At 30.8% G+C, this 15,673-nt stretch carries 16 protein-coding genes and 1 pseudogene; 5 read left to right on the forward strand and 12 right to left on the reverse strand.

All coding sequences use genetic code 11. From position 1 onward, the window contains the following. Positions 1 to 70: 70 nt before the first annotated feature. On the reverse strand, positions 71 to 1,459 hold the full coding sequence (locus HMPREF2561_RS01840; protein ID WP_019835274.1) for an amino acid permease: 1,389 nt from the start codon (positions 1,457 to 1,459) through the stop codon (positions 71 to 73). Positions 1,460 to 1,785: 326 nt separating this feature from the next. On the opposite strand from HMPREF2561_RS01840, the gene HMPREF2561_RS01845 reads away from it, so the two are divergent. Together HMPREF2561_RS01845 and HMPREF2561_RS01850 are read left to right on the forward strand one after the other, a co-directional pair. Next, positions 1,786 to 2,130 carry a hypothetical protein gene (locus HMPREF2561_RS01845; protein WP_017174897.1) on the forward strand — a complete coding sequence of 115 codons (345 nt, stop codon included), beginning with the start codon at positions 1,786 to 1,788 and terminating at the stop codon, positions 2,128 to 2,130. A 4-nt stretch (positions 2,131 to 2,134) separates the two neighbouring features. Further along, on the forward strand, positions 2,135 to 2,323 hold the full coding sequence (locus tag HMPREF2561_RS01850; protein WP_002448560.1) for a hypothetical protein: 189 nt from the start codon (positions 2,135 to 2,137) through the stop codon (positions 2,321 to 2,323). 56 nt (positions 2,324 to 2,379) lie between these two features. On the opposite strand, the gene HMPREF2561_RS10555 is transcribed toward HMPREF2561_RS01850, so the two are convergent. Genes HMPREF2561_RS10555 through HMPREF2561_RS01860 form a run of 3 tightly spaced genes read right to left on the reverse strand, consistent with a single transcriptional unit; the run spans position 2,380 to position 4,185 of the window. Further along, on the reverse strand, positions 2,380 to 2,571 hold the full coding sequence (locus HMPREF2561_RS10555) for a hypothetical protein (protein ID WP_080979238.1): 192 nt from the start codon (positions 2,569 to 2,571) through the stop codon (positions 2,380 to 2,382). Between the two features lie 5 nt (positions 2,572 to 2,576). Next, complete coding sequence (locus HMPREF2561_RS01855) at positions 2,577 to 3,221, reverse strand: HAD-IA family hydrolase (protein WP_017174898.1); 645 nt, start codon at positions 3,219 to 3,221, stop codon at positions 2,577 to 2,579. A 49-nt stretch (positions 3,222 to 3,270) separates the two neighbouring features. After that, on the reverse strand, positions 3,271 to 4,185 hold the full coding sequence (locus tag HMPREF2561_RS01860; protein WP_017174899.1) for a bile acid:sodium symporter family protein: 915 nt from the start codon (positions 4,183 to 4,185) through the stop codon (positions 3,271 to 3,273). A 284-nt stretch (positions 4,186 to 4,469) separates the two neighbouring features. Here HMPREF2561_RS01860 and HMPREF2561_RS01865 point away from each other — a divergent pair, with 284 nt between their 5' ends. After that, complete coding sequence (locus HMPREF2561_RS01865) at positions 4,470 to 5,000, forward strand: hypothetical protein (protein ID WP_017174900.1); 531 nt, start codon at positions 4,470 to 4,472, stop codon at positions 4,998 to 5,000. 45 nt (positions 5,001 to 5,045) lie between these two features. Here HMPREF2561_RS01865 and HMPREF2561_RS01870 read toward each other — a convergent pair whose 3' ends face one another. Further along, positions 5,046 to 6,647: an alpha-glucoside-specific PTS transporter subunit IIBC gene (locus HMPREF2561_RS01870; protein ID WP_017174901.1), complete on the reverse strand. Its 1,602-nt coding sequence runs from the start codon at positions 6,645 to 6,647 to the stop codon at positions 5,046 to 5,048. 201 nt (positions 6,648 to 6,848) lie between these two features. On the opposite strand from HMPREF2561_RS01870, the gene HMPREF2561_RS01875 reads away from it, so the two are divergent. Then, positions 6,849 to 7,610, forward strand: a complete 762-nt coding sequence (locus HMPREF2561_RS01875; RefSeq protein WP_048679170.1) for a MurR/RpiR family transcriptional regulator — start codon at positions 6,849 to 6,851, stop codon at positions 7,608 to 7,610. A 57-nt stretch (positions 7,611 to 7,667) separates the two neighbouring features. On the opposite strand, the gene HMPREF2561_RS01880 is transcribed toward HMPREF2561_RS01875, so the two are convergent. The 6 genes from HMPREF2561_RS01880 to hutG all read right to left on the reverse strand — a co-directional run bounded on the left by HMPREF2561_RS01880 (position 7,668) and on the right by hutG (position 13,565). After that, positions 7,668 to 8,186, reverse strand: coding sequence for an SRPBCC family protein (locus HMPREF2561_RS01880; protein WP_002448616.1), 519 nt, complete (start codon positions 8,184 to 8,186; stop codon positions 7,668 to 7,670). 121 nt (positions 8,187 to 8,307) lie between these two features. After that, on the reverse strand, positions 8,308 to 9,600 hold the full coding sequence (locus HMPREF2561_RS01885) for a Na+/H+ antiporter NhaC family protein (protein WP_017174903.1): 1,293 nt from the start codon (positions 9,598 to 9,600) through the stop codon (positions 8,308 to 8,310). Between the two features lie 96 nt (positions 9,601 to 9,696). After that, positions 9,697 to 10,308 carry a flavin reductase family protein gene (locus HMPREF2561_RS01890; protein ID WP_017174904.1) on the reverse strand — a complete coding sequence of 204 codons (612 nt, stop codon included), beginning with the start codon at positions 10,306 to 10,308 and terminating at the stop codon, positions 9,697 to 9,699. Between the two features lie 77 nt (positions 10,309 to 10,385). Beyond that, positions 10,386 to 11,267: an SDR family oxidoreductase gene (locus tag HMPREF2561_RS01895; RefSeq protein WP_017174905.1), complete on the reverse strand. Its 882-nt coding sequence runs from the start codon at positions 11,265 to 11,267 to the stop codon at positions 10,386 to 10,388. 87 nt (positions 11,268 to 11,354) lie between these two features. After that, the gene (locus HMPREF2561_RS01900) at positions 11,355 to 12,473 is read right to left on the reverse strand and encodes an amidohydrolase (protein WP_019835631.1); all 1,119 of its coding nucleotides are present in this window, start codon (positions 12,471 to 12,473) and stop codon (positions 11,355 to 11,357) included. A 156-nt stretch (positions 12,474 to 12,629) separates the two neighbouring features. Next, positions 12,630 to 13,565 (reverse strand): formimidoylglutamase, encoded by a 936-nt coding sequence (hutG, locus tag HMPREF2561_RS01905; RefSeq protein ID WP_019835632.1) that lies wholly within the window; start codon positions 13,563 to 13,565, stop codon positions 12,630 to 12,632. A gap of 256 nt (positions 13,566 to 13,821) precedes the next feature. Between hutG and HMPREF2561_RS01910 the strand changes: the two are divergent. Beyond that, positions 13,822 to 14,650 (forward strand): annotated as a pseudogene (locus HMPREF2561_RS01910) (lysostaphin resistance A-like protein); the annotation flags it as partial. Positions 14,651 to 14,921: 271 nt separating this feature from the next. Here HMPREF2561_RS01910 and HMPREF2561_RS01915 read toward each other — a convergent pair. Next, the gene (locus HMPREF2561_RS01915; protein WP_048762126.1) at positions 14,922 to 15,611 is read right to left on the reverse strand and encodes a ribose 5-phosphate isomerase A; all 690 of its coding nucleotides are present in this window, start codon (positions 15,609 to 15,611) and stop codon (positions 14,922 to 14,924) included. Positions 15,612 to 15,673: the final 62 nt, after the last annotated feature.

Genomic DNA, 15,673 nt, shown 5'->3' on the forward strand with positions numbered 1-15,673 from the left:
TACTATCCAAACGTTAAAAAATCTGAGACGTTTATGCACGTCTCAGATTTTTTATTATATATTTTTATCGTTATTTTACTCTTTTTATAGCATCATTTTTGTGATGACCGCGAATAAAGTAATACACTGTAACCCCTGCTAAGACAATAATACCTATAACCACTGAAATAACTGTGTCTTTATTAAATAACATACCAATTAAAACAATGAGTAAAAAGATAATTGTCATAACACTAGAAATTGTGCCTCCTGGCATTTTAAATGGATGATTTTCAACCTGTTCTGGATGTAATTTTCTGAAACGAATATGACTGATTAAAATCATAAACCATGGAATCATACCTGGTAAAATAGATGCACTATAAACATACACGAAAATACTATCAGCGCCTTTTATAAATAAAGGTAAAATAACATTTAATAATGCTCCAATTAAAATACCAATTGCAATAGTTAATACAGGATAAAATGGCACACCATTTTTCATTACACGTGTAAAGATTTTAGGCATTTGCCCTTTTTGAGCAAGTGTATATATCATACGACTTGCACTAAAAATACCAGAGTTACATCCTGATAATGCAGCAGTTAATACAACAAAGTTGATTAAACCTGCGGCAAATGTAATACCAATTTTAGAGAATGTAGCTACAAAAGGACTACCAATACTTTCTAATTGATTCCAAGGGTATATTGAAACAATAACAAAAATAGCACCTATATAAAAAATTAATATACGCCATATAACACCATTTACAGCACTTTTAATATTCTTTTGAGGATTCTTTGTTTCACCTGCAGTAATACCAATTAGCTCAACCCCTTGATAAGAACCAATAACGATTGAAAGTGCAAAGAAGAAACCAACTAATCCATTTGGCATAAATCCACCATGTTTCCATAAGTTAGAAATACCGATAGGGTGTCCTCCATTACCAATTCCAAAGAAAATCAATCCTAATCCAGCAATAATCATTAATACAATTGTTACCACTTTTATCATTGCAAACCAAAACTCAAATTCTCCAAACGCTTTAACTGAAGCTAAGTTTGCTATTAATAATAATACTACTGCAATCACGCCTGGTATCCATTGTGGTAAATGAGGGAACCAATAATTCATATACTCACCTACGGCAATGACTTCACTCATCCCAACGACAATCCATTGGAATATATTACTCCACGCTGTCATATAGCCAGCAGCTGGATGTATGTATTCACTAGCAAATGTTGCAAATGAACCTGTTGTTGGATTTAAATAAATCATTTCTCCCATTGCTCTCATTATTAAAAATAAGAATATCCCTGCGATTAAATACGCAAAAATAACTGATGGTCCAGTCCATTTAATTGTACTTGTTGCCCCCATAAATAAACCTACACCGATTGTCCCACCCAGCGCAATCATTCTAATTTGACGTGCACTCAGTCCCCTATGTAATTCATTATTATCCATAAAAATACCCCATCTCTATTTGGACTAAGGTGCGATACTTTTAACCTTTAGAAAATATTTATTACGTTTTCTTAGTCGACATATCCTTTACCTTATTGAAGTTATTATACTATAATTTTCAGAAAATAAAATATATTTTTTAAATTCTGTCGAAAGCGGTTTCGTCAATTTACTTAAATTTTTTTACTTTTTGCAAAAATGAATAATCTAATATTTGTGTTATTGGGTTATTTTTAGTTGAGAATCATATTACTAAATTAATATATTTAATTGATACTTTAGCAGTATGCTATACTGCTTATATAGACTTAAAGGAGTTTAACCTTATGCAGCATTTATTAAAAAAGGATATGAAGGTATCTATTATTTTTGCTATTGTGTTCTTTTTACTGAACTTTTTTAGTGAACAACAACACATGGTAAGTTTGCTTATACTACGAACGCTTTTAGCAACTTTAGTATTTTTCTTACTATACTTAATTGTATTTTCAATCTTTAATTCTGATCAACGTAAAATAAAATTTAGTATTACTTTATCTATCGCTGTTATAATCTTTTTAATTATAGGAACATTATTATCTTCTCCAAAGTTCGGTGTTTTAACAGGAATCTGTGTAGGTATTATTGCAGGATTTATATGGGAATGGATTGAAAAAAGAAAAGGAGAATAAATATATGTCAGTCACTATTGGTATAATATTAATTATTGTTTTATTATTTTTAAGTCTCATACCAAATTATAATGCAATGAAACAAGCTAAATCTCAAGGATCTAAAAGCACTAGATTTACCGTAATGGTAGGTATTGATGCGATTTTAATTGTTTTATTAGTCTTTACAATTATTCTAAAAATAATTATTTAATAAAAAAGGAACCTTAGAAAAAGGTTCCTTTTTTACTGTTATATTGGTCAGTCACTTTATAATTTGCCTTGTAACAAAAAGAAATACGCTATAAAAGCAAGTATAAGATATATCATTGATCCTAACATGAATGAACGTATACGAACTCTAAAAGGAATACGTTTATTAAATATTGGACCTAAAACAAGATTTCCTATTCCGATAATAATGGGTCCAGCTAAAAAGAAGATGATTAATTGCGACGACATGTCATTCACACATGACCCTTTTCAAAAAAACGATTTATAATTTCTTCGCCATTTAAATCTTTACCAATATATGGAATAGTTGAGAAATCTTGTTTTTGAGTCATATCATTTGTATTTACTATAACATCTAATCCAGCGCGAAAAGCAGCTGTAGCACCATTTACAGAGTCTTCAATAGCTAAACAATGAGTTGGAGAATAATTAAGTTGCTGAACAGCAGTCAAATAAAGTTCTGGCTCTGGTTTTACATATTCTACACTTTCTCTCCCAACAATAATATTTATATATTCATCTAAACCTAAACTCTTAAATACTGGAAAAATATCCTTTTTATAACTACTTGTCGCAATTGCCATAGGAATATGACGTTGCTTCAAGTATTTCATTAATTGTTTAATCGTAGGATTAATTTCTAATTGATTACTTGTTTGATGATGTTCTTTATAAATAATTTCTTTATTATCTTTTCCAATCGTCTGTTCCAAATATTCGTGTAAATCCTTTGCTTCTCCACCAATATTTTCACGGTAAAAATCGAGTGTAATTGGTGTTGCTTTATGACTAATTAAATGCTTATTAATAATATTAAATAAATGTTGTTCAGTATCGACAATTGTACCATCAAAATCGAATACTATTGCTTTATACATGATATTTCTCCTTTAAACTTAATATTATAGGTAAGTTTAACATATTACATTAACGTTTAGACCAATATTTGGCAAGAATAGGTCCAGAAATATTATGAACAAAACTGAATACAGCTCCTGGCACTGCTGCTAGTGGACTAAAATGTACAGTTGCCAAAGACACAGCTAAACCTGAATTTTGCATTCCAACTTCAATAGAAACGGCCTTTTTGTCTCTTCTATCAAGTTTGAATACATGCGCTAAAACATAACCTAATAAATAGCCCACTACATTATGTAAAATGACTACAATAAAAATAAGGAATCCAGTTTTAAGAATTTGTGATTTACTCCCTCCAACAACAGCCGCTAAAATCAATGAAATCGCTACTACAGAAATAATTGGTAAAATTTTAGTAGCTTCCCGAGTTACTTTTTTGGAAGCAAGTTGTAAAAGGAATCCTATGATTATTGGTAATAAAACAACTTGAATGACCGACCATAACATACTTAAAAATGATACATGTAACCACTCATGAGCAAATAAATAAATTAAAGCCGGTGTTACAAATGGTGCTAATAAAGTAGATACACTTGTAATCGCTACAGATAACGCGACATTAGCATTAGCTAGATAACTCATGACATTACTTGATGTTCCGCCAGGACAACATCCAACTAAAATCACTCCAATTGCTAACTCAGCTGGTAAATTAAATATTTTAGCAATAGTATAGGCCAAGGTAGGCATAATAGTGAATTGTAAGATCACTCCGATAATAACAGACCTCGGCTCTTTAAAAACTAATTTAAAGTCACTAGGTTTAATTGTCATTCCCATGCCTAACATCACAATTCCTAATAGCCATGGGACGAATTGACCCATCGTCGCTAGTTGAGTTGGAAATATAAAACCTATAATAGCAGCAATAAACATCCATAATAAAAATGTCTTAGTTGCAAATTCACTTACTTTACTTAACATGATGTCACCCTCTTATTTTAAATAATGAAATAAGAGTATCACAGGAGAAAAAGTAAAACAATGAATTTTCAGAATATTTAAAATATGTATGTCTTTATTTTTTCTTTTTTAAATAGAGTTACGAATATATTACAAAAATATTAAATTAAAATTCATTCAAAAGTCGTAGTGATAATCATAATAAAGAGTGATACAATCAGACTGTATATGGGAACGACGTGTTTCATTTTAAGAATGATAATGACATGAAGACTACATATTATTAAGAATTGGGAGGTTCTTGCATGTGGATAGATAAATTTGAAACTTACATTCTAAATATTGTAGGTTTGCAATCAAGATCGACTAAAAGACAATTAATGAAAATTTGCAGAAATGTTCAATTTTGCGAATCATTTCAATACAACATTATTAAATATAACAATACTCCAGCCCTTGAAATCAGCTTGCCTAAACAACAATTACCCTATTTCATTAGTTTTTTAAGTTTTTACCAAATTTCTATTTACCAAATTCTTTCTTCTAGAAATACACACATCTTATTGGATTCTGGACAATATTATTCTTCTTCTAAACGCTTTAATTTATGTATAGATGGATTACAAGATGCTTTTATTAAAGATAAAGTTATTGATATAATGACATATTTCTCTAATCAATATGATTTAACTTATACATTAAACAATAATTATGCTAGCGTATGTTGTAAACCAGAAATATTCTCGAAACTCATTCAGTTTATTGCTTGTCGAAATATTGATATTTTATCAGCCACATATAAAGCTCGCGCATTACATAATGCACGTATTTCTTAGAATAGTTAAAGGGTCGAAACAAAATGTTTCGACCCTTTTAGTATCTTATTTTTTGTCATTTTCATCAAATACTAAGTGTTCAAATGCTTCTCGTACTTGTGGTACGGTCATCCCTACAACTACTTGTACATTCTTACCACTTTTTACAAGTCCATGTGACATTTGTTGATGTGTAAAATATGCAGTATCTTCTACTTTTGATTCGTCATTAACAGTTAAGCGTAAACGTGTTGTACAATTTGTCACATCTTTAATATTTTCTTTTCCACCTAAACCTTCTAAATAATAATATGCTTTTTCTTCATATTCATTACTAGGCTCAAAACCTGAAGTGTCTGTACTATCTTCACCTTTTTTCTCTTTATAATCTTTTTTAGAAAATAGTTTCACTTCTTCTTCAGCACGACGTCCTGGTAATGGAATATCAAATTTTAAAATAAGATATCTAAATACAAAGAAGTAAATTGCTGAGAAAATTAAACCAATAATAACTTGAGCTACATAAGTCATCCAGTGATTTTGTCCAAGTGGAATCCAGTTTGTTGCAATAAAGTCAAGTAGTCCTCCACCCATATTACCAACTACTCCAAAACCATACATGATTGTATCCATTGTTGCAGCTAATAATGCATGAATAACAAATAAGAATGGTGCAATAAATAAAAATGTAAATTCTAATGGTTCTGTAATACCAACTACAACAGCAGTTAATGTAGCAGGTATCAATAATGCAGCTACTTTTTTACGATTTTCTTTAGGTGTTGTAGAATACATTGCTAAAGCAATACCAATTGCGCCAAATACTTTACCATTACCTTGAAGCATGAAACCATAATGGAATTGATCTTTTAATGGTTTGCTACTTTCGGCAAATTGATTTAAATGTCTAAACCATTCTGCTTTTAAACCATCTTTTGCTACAACTGGACCTACTTCAATTGGTGCATAAACAAAATGGTGAAGTCCAGTAGGTATTAATACACGTTCTAAGAAATGGTATAACCATACGCCTATATAACCAGAAGCAATAATGAAGTGTTGTAATGATTCAATTCCGCTTTGAATCGTTGGCCACACTACACATGTAATGGCTGCTACAGGTAACATAACAAAGAATGAAATAGTGACTACAAATGTTAAACCTTGGAAAACACCAAGCATTTCAGGTAATTTCTTACTGTAATATCTATTATGTATCCAAGTTACAATAGCTGAAATAATGATACCACCTAAAATATTAGTATCTAATGTTGGAATACCTGCAATTGCTTTTAAACCTGTAACATTTTCAACACCTTTTTGTAAGTTTGCACCAAACGTATGTGGCCATTGCGTTAAAATGGTATTGATAAATGTATTAAACATTAAGTAACCCATTAAAGCTGCTAATGCTGCGTGACCTGGTGCTTTTTTAGCAAGTGAAATTGGTAAACCTACTACAAATACAATTTCCATGTGATTAAAGATAACCCAACCACCAGATTCAATGACTGACCAAAATTTAAACCAAAATGTGTGACTGTCTGCCAAACCACCCATTATTGTTGGGTTTTTAAATAGTGTTGCAAACCCCAATATAATCCCGAAGAATGCAAACATTAATACTGGAACTATCATTGCGCTCCCAAAACGTTTTATTGCGTTCATATGCTGACCCCCAAATCTAAATATCATAGTTAATCATATGATATTGCACTTTTTTAAGCGCTTTCTTAATATCTTAATTCTATTATAGTAAACGCTTTCATATATACAATGATATTGACTCATTTTGAAATATTTTTGTATAATCAGTTTATATTTTCTATAGATGAAAAAATTTTCAATATTATAACTTGAGGTGTTTATATGTTATTAGATGAGAGAGTTAATACTAACTTTGATAAATTAAATGACAATGATCTTCATATAGCTCATTTTGTTAATACACATATAGAACAATGTAAAACTTTAAAAATACAAGAACTATCACAATATACACATGCATCAAACGCAACTATTCATCGTTTCACACGTAAATTAGGCTTTGATGGCTATAGTGATTTTAAATCTTATTTAAAATTTGAAAGTCAATCTTTACATGAAGTTCCTACCGATTCAATCAAACAATTTAAACAAGAAATTGAAACAACATTTACTTACCTAGAAAGGGTAAATTTTAACCTTATTACTGAAAAAATTGATAAAGCTACCAATGTATACTTATATGGTACTGGACGAGCTCAGAAAAATGTAGCTGAAGAAGCACAACGTATCTTATTAACTATGCATAAAAATGTAATTGTATTGCATGATGAACATGAGATTAAAATGGTACTTAACTACTCTAATGAAGATGACTTATTTTTTGTGATTTCTTTATCTGGAGAAACTCACCAATTAACTGAGATTACTAATTTACTTCAATTGCGCCAACGTTATTTTATTTCTGTTACAACCATGAAAGACAATACATTAGCACAAAAGGCAAATTATAATGTTTACGTTTCTAGCCATACATTTTATTTATACAATGATATAGATTATTCTAGCTTTATTAATTATCATATCTTTTTTGAAACGCTACTAAGAAAATATAATGAGCGAAAAGAAAACGGTGAATTACAATAAATAAAAAGACCTATTAAGTAATAACTGACTTTTACTCAATAGGTCTTTTCATTTTAATTAAAGTAACATATCATTGTCCTCTACATATTGATCTAAAACTTCATTCATTCGATCAAACATTAATTCTAAACCATGTGCAGTAGAATCATGATATTCTTTCTTTTTATGTTTATATTCTAAAGCCGTTAAACGACGTTCTTTTTCTACTATAGATTGATAGTAAAAGAACATTTGCGTACCGCCTGATTCACGCTCTTCAAATTCTACTTCAATAACATCTTGACTATCGCTTAATTCTGGCATTCCAATAGTCATTTTGATGTATTCATCGGATACTAATTCTTCATATTTACCTTGAATTACATTTTGTTTACCATTACGAGCATCTACTATTCGATATTGTCCACCTTCATGAATATCTGCATCAAATAATTTATTTGTTCGTTGGGAGGTCATAAACCATTGCTTTAATAAGTTTATATCTGTCCAAGCACTATAAACCAATTCTGGAGAATATTTAAATAAACGCTCAATATGAATCTCAACTTGTTCATTTTCTACATTATATTTTGCCACTCATCTCACCTACTTTCACTCTTAGTTATATTTTAACGCATTTATAAATACTACCAAAATTTCAACTATCAGAAATTAAAAAAAATATAAATTTAGATGATTTTAACTTGTTATATATCATTTATTTCGTCTTAAGACGTGGAAATCTAAATACAATTGCTAGAATTCCACAAATGCCTAATAAAATTGAATAAATACAATATGGCAACATACTAAAAGGAGATATTCCAGCAACACCCGCTGCTGCAATAAGTTGAGGGCTATAGGGTAACAGACCTTGAAAACATCCAGCAAAAATATCAAGAAGACTTGCTGATTTACGAGGATCTACTTCATACTCGTCGGCAATATTTTTAGCCAATGGTCCTGACATAATAATTGAAATTGTGTTATTTGCTGTAGCGATATCCGCTACACTCACAAGACTAGCGATACCAAATTCAGCACCACGTTTCGATTTCACTTTCGATTTCACAAAATTAAGCAACCATTCTACACCGCCATTATGTTGAATAAGACCAACAAGCCCACCAATAAGTAAAGCTATAATTGCAATATCTTCCATTCCAATAATTCCTTTTGATATAGCAGTTAATAAACCTTTCCAATTGAAAGAACCATCAATAAGACCAATGATTCCAGAAAGTATAGTACCACTAATTAAAACTACGATAACATTCACACCAATGACGGCTAAAACAAGCACTAAAATATAAGGAATGACTTTCACTAAGTTATAATCATATTGCTTAGAATGATCAATATGTACACCATTTGTTAAGAAAAATAAAATGATAATTGTTAGAATTGCACCTGGTAAAACAATCCAAAAATTAACTTTAAACTTATCGCTCATTTTTGTTTTTTGAGTACGTACTGCTGCTATTGTGGTATCTGATATCATTGATAAATTATCACCAAACATCGCACCGCCTACTACTGTTCCCATCGCTAACATAGCTGAAATATCAGTTGCCTGAGAAAATCCAAATCCTACAGGTGCAAGTGCTGCAATAGTTCCAACTGAGGTTCCCATAGAGATAGAGACAAACATACAAATTATAAACAATCCTACAATAATAAAATTTTGTGGTATGAGTGATAGTCCTAAATTAACTGTAGACGTGACACCACCCATTTTTTCAGCAGTAGTTGAAAATGCACCTGCTAAGATAAAGATGAAAACCATTAGGACAATATTTGAATGCCCTGCCCCTTGAGTAAATATTTCAATCTTTTTTGAAAATTTTTCTTTTCTATTCATCATTAATGCTACAATCACAGTAATCGTTATCGCAACATTTAAAGGCATATTACTAAAATCTCCAGTAGCGATTCCTATTCCTAAAAATAATGCAATAAATAGCACAAGAGGTAGTAGTGCCCATGCATGCCCTTTATTCCCTTCTTCCATATTTAACCTACTTTCCTTAATACTAATTGAATTTATATTTAAAGGTACAAGATTCATATATCATCGTCAATACAATTACATGTAAAATTCATATTATTATGATTCTGGACGTTTAATTGTAAATGTGTCTCCGAGTTTAGAATAATTATTTCCCGCTAAACGTGCTACGGGTTTAAGCTGATTAAAATCAATTTTACTATCCTCAAAATAGACATCTTCATTTATATGATACATAACAACTTCTCCTATAATTAAATCCGCACCATCATTTTTAGTACCTAATTGAATCATTTGATCTAATTTACATTCAAAACGAATATTAGCTTCTTTCACAGCAGGCGTCTGTATAATAGATGAACTGATAAGAGTCAATGATGTGCGTTCTAATTCATTGTCTTCGTATTTTAAAGGTGCAGCCGTCTCATTGATATCTTCAATATTGAATTCATCTGTAATATGCACAACAAATTCTTTTGTTTTTTCAATATTTATAGCAGTATCTTTACGCTTACCATTACTTCTTTGTGCTGCAATTGCTATCATAGGTGGCTTATTATTCACTACATTGAAAAAGCTAAATGGTGCACCGTTTAAATTACCTTTTTCATCTTCCGATGTTACAAACGCAATAGGTCTAGGTATAACTGAACCACTTAATAATTTATAATTTTGAATATCTGATAATTGATTTGGATTAATCCCTTTCATTTTTAATTCTCCTTTATAAAATAAAAAGCGAGAGATTTCTAAAAATCTCTCGCCAGTATACTTAACGTTTAACTAAATTAGTCGATTTGAATACCACCAGTAACGCTATGAACTTGACCAGTTAAATAACTACCATCTTCTGAAGCAAATAATACATATGGTCCCACACATTCAACAGGTTGACCTGCACGGCCTAGTGGAGTAGCTTGGCCAAATTCTGGTATTGCTGATTGAGGTTGTCCACCACTGATTTGTAAAGGTGACCAAAATGGTCCTGGCGCTACACTATTCACTCTAATACCTTTATCTCCAAATTCTTCAGAAAGACTTTTTGTTAATGAAATAATTGCTGCTTTAGAAGCGGCATAATCATGTAAAATTGCAGCTGGTTTATACCCTTGTACTGAAGATGTCGTTGTAATTGAAGCACCTGGTTTTAAATATTTAGTTGCTGCTTGAGCAGTCCAAAAAATTGGATACACATTTGTTTCAAATGTTTCAGCAAATTGTTCAGTTGTAAATCCATGAATATCATCATGATACTGTTGATGACCCGCAACAAGAGTAATGTTGTCTAAGCCACCTAATTCATTATAAGCTTGTTCTACTAAATCATAGTTAAACTGCTCATTTCTCACATCTCCAGGGATAAGTACTGCTTTTCTTCCAGTTTTTTCGATGACTTCTTTAACTTCTTGTGCATCTTGTTCTTCACTTGGTAAGTAGTTAAGAACTACATCAGCGCCTTCTTTAGCATAAGCAATTGCTGCTGCACGTCCAATACCTGAATCGCCACCAGTTACCAACATTTTATAATCTTGTAAACGACCATGACCTTCATATGATTCTTCACCACAATCTGGTTTAGGTGACATTTTATATTGATAACCTGGTGTTTCTTGTTCTTGTTTTTTATAATCAGAATCTTTAAATTTAGTTCTTGGATCTTGTGCACCCATTAAAATCATCTCCTATTTAATTACTCAACATTGGTTTACCACGTTAAGTAGTAATTAAATCATAATTCTAAAATTTTCTAATAAATATTATGCTAATAATTGATAAATCAGTTCTATAAAATAATCAGGTGTTTTTTCTAAAATACGTTCATCTGGATTGTATTTTGGATGATGTAAATCATATTCGCTATTCGATCCAATAAATGCAAACACACCTGGATGATGCTCTAATAAACCAGAAAAATCTTCTCCAATTGTATATGGATGTTCTAAATCAATTACTGTGTATCCTACTTTTTTTGCCGCTTCTTTAGCATGTTTTGTAAGCTCTACGTCATTAATAACTGCGCCTGGTAAACGTGTATAAATTAATTCAATCTCTATATTAAATAATTGTTCTAATCCTTTAGCAATATCATGCATACGTTGTTCAATATAATCTTGTACTTCAGGTTTGAATGAACGTACCGTGCCTTGAACATAAGCATTATCTGCAATAACATTCCAAGTATTACCTGAAGACACTTCTCCTATTGTAATGACAGCACTATCAAAGGCAGATAAATTACGACTAATAATTGTTTGCAAACTTGTAATTAATTGCCCTAACGCCATTACAGGGTCATTGCCTTGCTCTGGCTTGGCAGCATGAGCTCCCTTGCCATGAATTTTAAATTCAAAACGATCTACAGCAGACGTAATAGGACCAGATTTAATTGCAAATTCTCCAATATCTAATGTTGGATAATTGTGAAATCCAACAATCGCTTGTACATCATCTAATGCATTGGTTTTAGCCATGGCTTTAGCACCATACCCAAGCTCTTCAGCTGGTTGAAATAAAAACCTTACTCTTCCATTTAATTGTTCTTCTTCTTCTTTTAACTTGGTAGCAATAGCTAAGATACTAGCCATGTGAATATCATGTCCACAAGCATGCATCACTCCATCATTAGTAGAAGTAAAGTCTTGACTAACTTGCTCCTGAATAGGTAACGCATCAATATCAGTACGAACAGCAATACATTTTTCTCCTTGTCCTATTTCTGCTACTAGGCCCGTTTCCATTGGAATGTCAATCATTTTAATATTGTATGAAGTTAATATATCTTTTATACGTTGCGTCGTTTTATATTCGTATTTTGATAACTCAGGATATTGATGAAACATGCGTCTCCATTTTACAACGTCGTTAAAACTTGTCATCAATGTCACTTCCCTTTCTCTAAGTCCAATAAAATGTTGTATAGTCTATAGTATCATAATTATCAAACTTTTCTTATAACTAAATAAGAGTAGATATCCATTACTTAGAATGGTGGACTACTCTTATCTAAAAGTTCATTTCAATTTTTAAAATAACTACTCTATAAAATGGTGAATAAAATTCGCTGCAAGTTGAGCAGTACGATGATCAATATCATAATTTGGATTGACTTCAGCAATACTAATAGAAGATGTCTTTCCACTTAATATAACGCGTTTACCTATATTAAATACAGAATGAGGATTCAATCCGAGGACAGTAGGTTCACTTACTCCAGGTGCAAATGCACTATCGATGGCGTCCATACTAATTGTAAACATAATCGTTTCATGCTGATGAATAAAACGTTCAATCTTATCTTTAATGGTTGGAGACAAATCATTTAAAATTTCATCTGCATATACATAGATAATTCCTTTTTCTTCAGCATATTCATATAGAGAACGTGTATTTCTACCTTGAGATAAGCCTAAAACTAAGTAATCAACATTATCATCTTTTTCTAAAATTTGTCTGAACATTGTACCAGAATTAGATTGTACATCAGCACGCGTCTCAAAATGTGAATCGATATTAATAATGCCAATAGAAGCATCAGGATAAGTGTGTCTCGTTGCTAGGTATTGTGCGTATGCGATATCATGTCCTCCACCAATAAAAAAAGATTGGTGATGCTGTTGAATAACTCGAGCAGCCAAATGTCCCATTTCTTCTTGAACTTCACTTAGAGAACCTTTTGTATATTCTACATTTCCATAATCAACAAGAGATTCACATTCACTTAAATCAGGTAATTGGGCAAACGCTTTTTTTATTTCGTCTGGTCCTTTTTTAGCACCAATTCTTCCTTCATTCAGTTCAATCCCTTTATCAACGGCATAGCCTAACAAACCTACACCAACTTTATCAAAACGATTTTCTATTTTTTCTAAATTAGCAAATGTGACGGTCTGAAAATGCTTAAACTGCTTAGGATCATTTTGACTATCTACTCTTCCTTTCCATAGTTTTGGATTGCTTTCACTGTACATAATATTAGATGCCTCCTAATTATTTAAGGTTATCTTAATCATATAACATATTTTATACAATCAATACCCATTTTTATTAAATTATTTACCCTTTAATTTATGATTCAGACATTAAATATTAGTTTCAAAAATTTAAAAATAATTCAATACTATTACATTTTAATGATATTTAAAATGGACAATTTATTTATCCCCTTGTAATATGTATAATATTAAGAAAAGAATATATATGGTTACCCTAATGGAGGTTACATACATGAAGACGAAACGTATTTCAGGATTTCAATGGGCTTTAACAATTTTTGTATTTTTCGTTGTTACAATGGCATTGTCTTTAATCCTGCGAGACTTTCAAGCATCTATTGGTATTAAACGTTTTGTGTTTAGTATTAATAATTTAGCGCCATTTATTGCTGCAATAATTTGTATTATTGCATTTAAAAATAAGCGTACTCAACTAGCTGGTTTGAATTTCTCTATTGATATTAGAGTTATTGAACGTATAATACTTGCGTTAATTTTGCCGCTCATTATTTTTATTATTGGAATGATGAGTTTCAATAGATTTGCTGATAGTTTTATTTTATTACAAGCCAATGATTTATCAGTATCTGTATTTACAATTATGATTGGTCATATTTTCATGGCTTTCTTTGCTGAATTTGGATTCCGTTCATATTTACAAAATATTGTTGAAAGTAAAGTCAATACATTTTTTGCTTCAATCATTGTAGGTTTAATGTATTCTATTTGGACTATTAACACGACATATGGAATGCAATATGCAGGTTATCACTTCTTATATACATTTATGTTTTCAATGATTGTCGGTGAATTAATTAGAGCAACTAAAGGTCGTACGATTTATATTGCAATGTTATTCCATGCTGCAATGACATTTGCTCAAGTATTCTTATTTAGCGAAGAAACTGGCGACTTATTCTCTATGAAAGTCATTGCTTTAAGTACTACAATTGTTGGTATTATTTTCATTCTTTTAAGTTTAGTCATTCGCTTTATCTTATATAAAACAACAAACCAATCATTAGATGAAGTAGAACCTAATAATTATTTAGACCATGTAAATGATGACACAGATGATTCAAATAAGATATCTAATAGTGAATTGGATAAAAAAGAAACGTCACATCAATCGTTACAAGAAAATAATGTGACTCATACACAGACTAATGAATCTGAAGTCCAAGACGGTGATCATCATTTAAAATCATCTTCTAAATATACAGAAGATAGACGCTCATCTGTAGTGGATAATGTAAAAGAAGAAATCAATGATATCCATAAATCTAATAAATAAAAAGAAAAGAGAGGAACTTAAACATGTTCCTCTCTTTTTTACTTCTTATTAATTACTTTAATTCCTTCTTGAGTGCCAATAATCGCTTGTGTTGTCATATCTAAAAAATAACCTGTTTCTAGCACACCTGTGAGATGAATTAAAAATTCATGTAATTGATAAGGATCTATCTTACTTTTTAATTCACAGTCTAAAATATAATTCCCATTATCTGTAATAAATGGTATATCCTCATTCATTCTTCGTTCGACTGAGATATCATTATATGCTTCAATTTTTTTAGATATCAGTAACCAGTTAAATTTATCAACTTCAATAGGTAATTTGAAAGTTTCACCTAAGTAATTTACTATTTTACTTTCGTCTGCTAAAACTATAAATTGTCTTGCCATTTCATCAATGACTTTCTCTCTGAATAAGGCACCACCGCCTCCCTTAATAAGGTTTAAATCTGAATCAATTTCATCTGCACCATCAATAGCTAAATCTATATAAGTAATATCATTAATATCAACCACATTAATATTATATTGTTTAGCAAGAAATTCACTTTTATTAGATGTACATACACCTGTAACATTTAAATTATCTTGTTGAATACGCTCTGCAATCTTAGGAATCAATAGTTCAATTGTACTTCCTGTTCCAATTCCAAGAATCATATTATCTTGGATTTGAGCTACTGCATCATCTGTCGTCATTAATTTGAGTTCTTTCGCATCCTTCATCGGTACTATAACTCCTTTTCATATACTCATTTATTATTTTACACTAGCCTTTTTAAAATACC

This window comes from Staphylococcus sp. HMSC069E10 (assembly GCF_001809205.1).
Classification (GTDB): Bacteria; Bacillota; Bacilli; order Staphylococcales; family Staphylococcaceae; genus Staphylococcus; species Staphylococcus hominis.

Coding starts and splice junctions, on each gene's coding strand:
- HMPREF2561_RS01860 (WP_017174899.1), bottom strand. CDS start 4,185: ATGTTAAGTAAAGTAAGTGAATTTGCAACTAAGACATTTTTATTATGG.
- HMPREF2561_RS01900 (WP_019835631.1), bottom strand. CDS start 12,473: ATGACAAGTTTTAACGACGTTGTAAAATGGAGACGCATGTTTCATCAA.
- HMPREF2561_RS01840 (WP_019835274.1), bottom strand. CDS start 1,459: ATGGATAATAATGAATTACATAGGGGACTGAGTGCACGTCAAATTAGA.
- HMPREF2561_RS01890 (WP_017174904.1), bottom strand. CDS start 10,308: ATGAAAGGGATTAATCCAAATCAATTATCAGATATTCAAAATTATAAA.
- hutG (WP_019835632.1), bottom strand. CDS start 13,565: ATGTACAGTGAAAGCAATCCAAAACTATGGAAAGGAAGAGTAGATAGT.
- HMPREF2561_RS01865 (WP_017174900.1), top strand. CDS start 4,470: ATGTGGATAGATAAATTTGAAACTTACATTCTAAATATTGTAGGTTTG.
- HMPREF2561_RS01855 (WP_017174898.1), bottom strand. CDS start 3,221: ATGTATAAAGCAATAGTATTCGATTTTGATGGTACAATTGTCGATACT.
- HMPREF2561_RS01875 (WP_048679170.1), top strand. CDS start 6,849: ATGTTATTAGATGAGAGAGTTAATACTAACTTTGATAAATTAAATGAC.
- HMPREF2561_RS01850 (WP_002448560.1), top strand. CDS start 2,135: ATGTCAGTCACTATTGGTATAATATTAATTATTGTTTTATTATTTTTA.
- HMPREF2561_RS01870 (WP_017174901.1), bottom strand. CDS start 6,647: ATGAACGCAATAAAACGTTTTGGGAGCGCAATGATAGTTCCAGTATTA.
- HMPREF2561_RS01915 (WP_048762126.1), bottom strand. CDS start 15,611: ATGAAGGATGCGAAAGAACTCAAATTAATGACGACAGATGATGCAGTA.
- HMPREF2561_RS01845 (WP_017174897.1), top strand. CDS start 1,786: ATGCAGCATTTATTAAAAAAGGATATGAAGGTATCTATTATTTTTGCT.
- HMPREF2561_RS10555 (WP_080979238.1), bottom strand. CDS start 2,571: ATGTCGTCGCAATTAATCATCTTCTTTTTAGCTGGACCCATTATTATC.
- HMPREF2561_RS01895 (WP_017174905.1), bottom strand. CDS start 11,267: ATGGGTGCACAAGATCCAAGAACTAAATTTAAAGATTCTGATTATAAA.
- HMPREF2561_RS01885 (WP_017174903.1), bottom strand. CDS start 9,600: ATGGAAGAAGGGAATAAAGGGCATGCATGGGCACTACTACCTCTTGTG.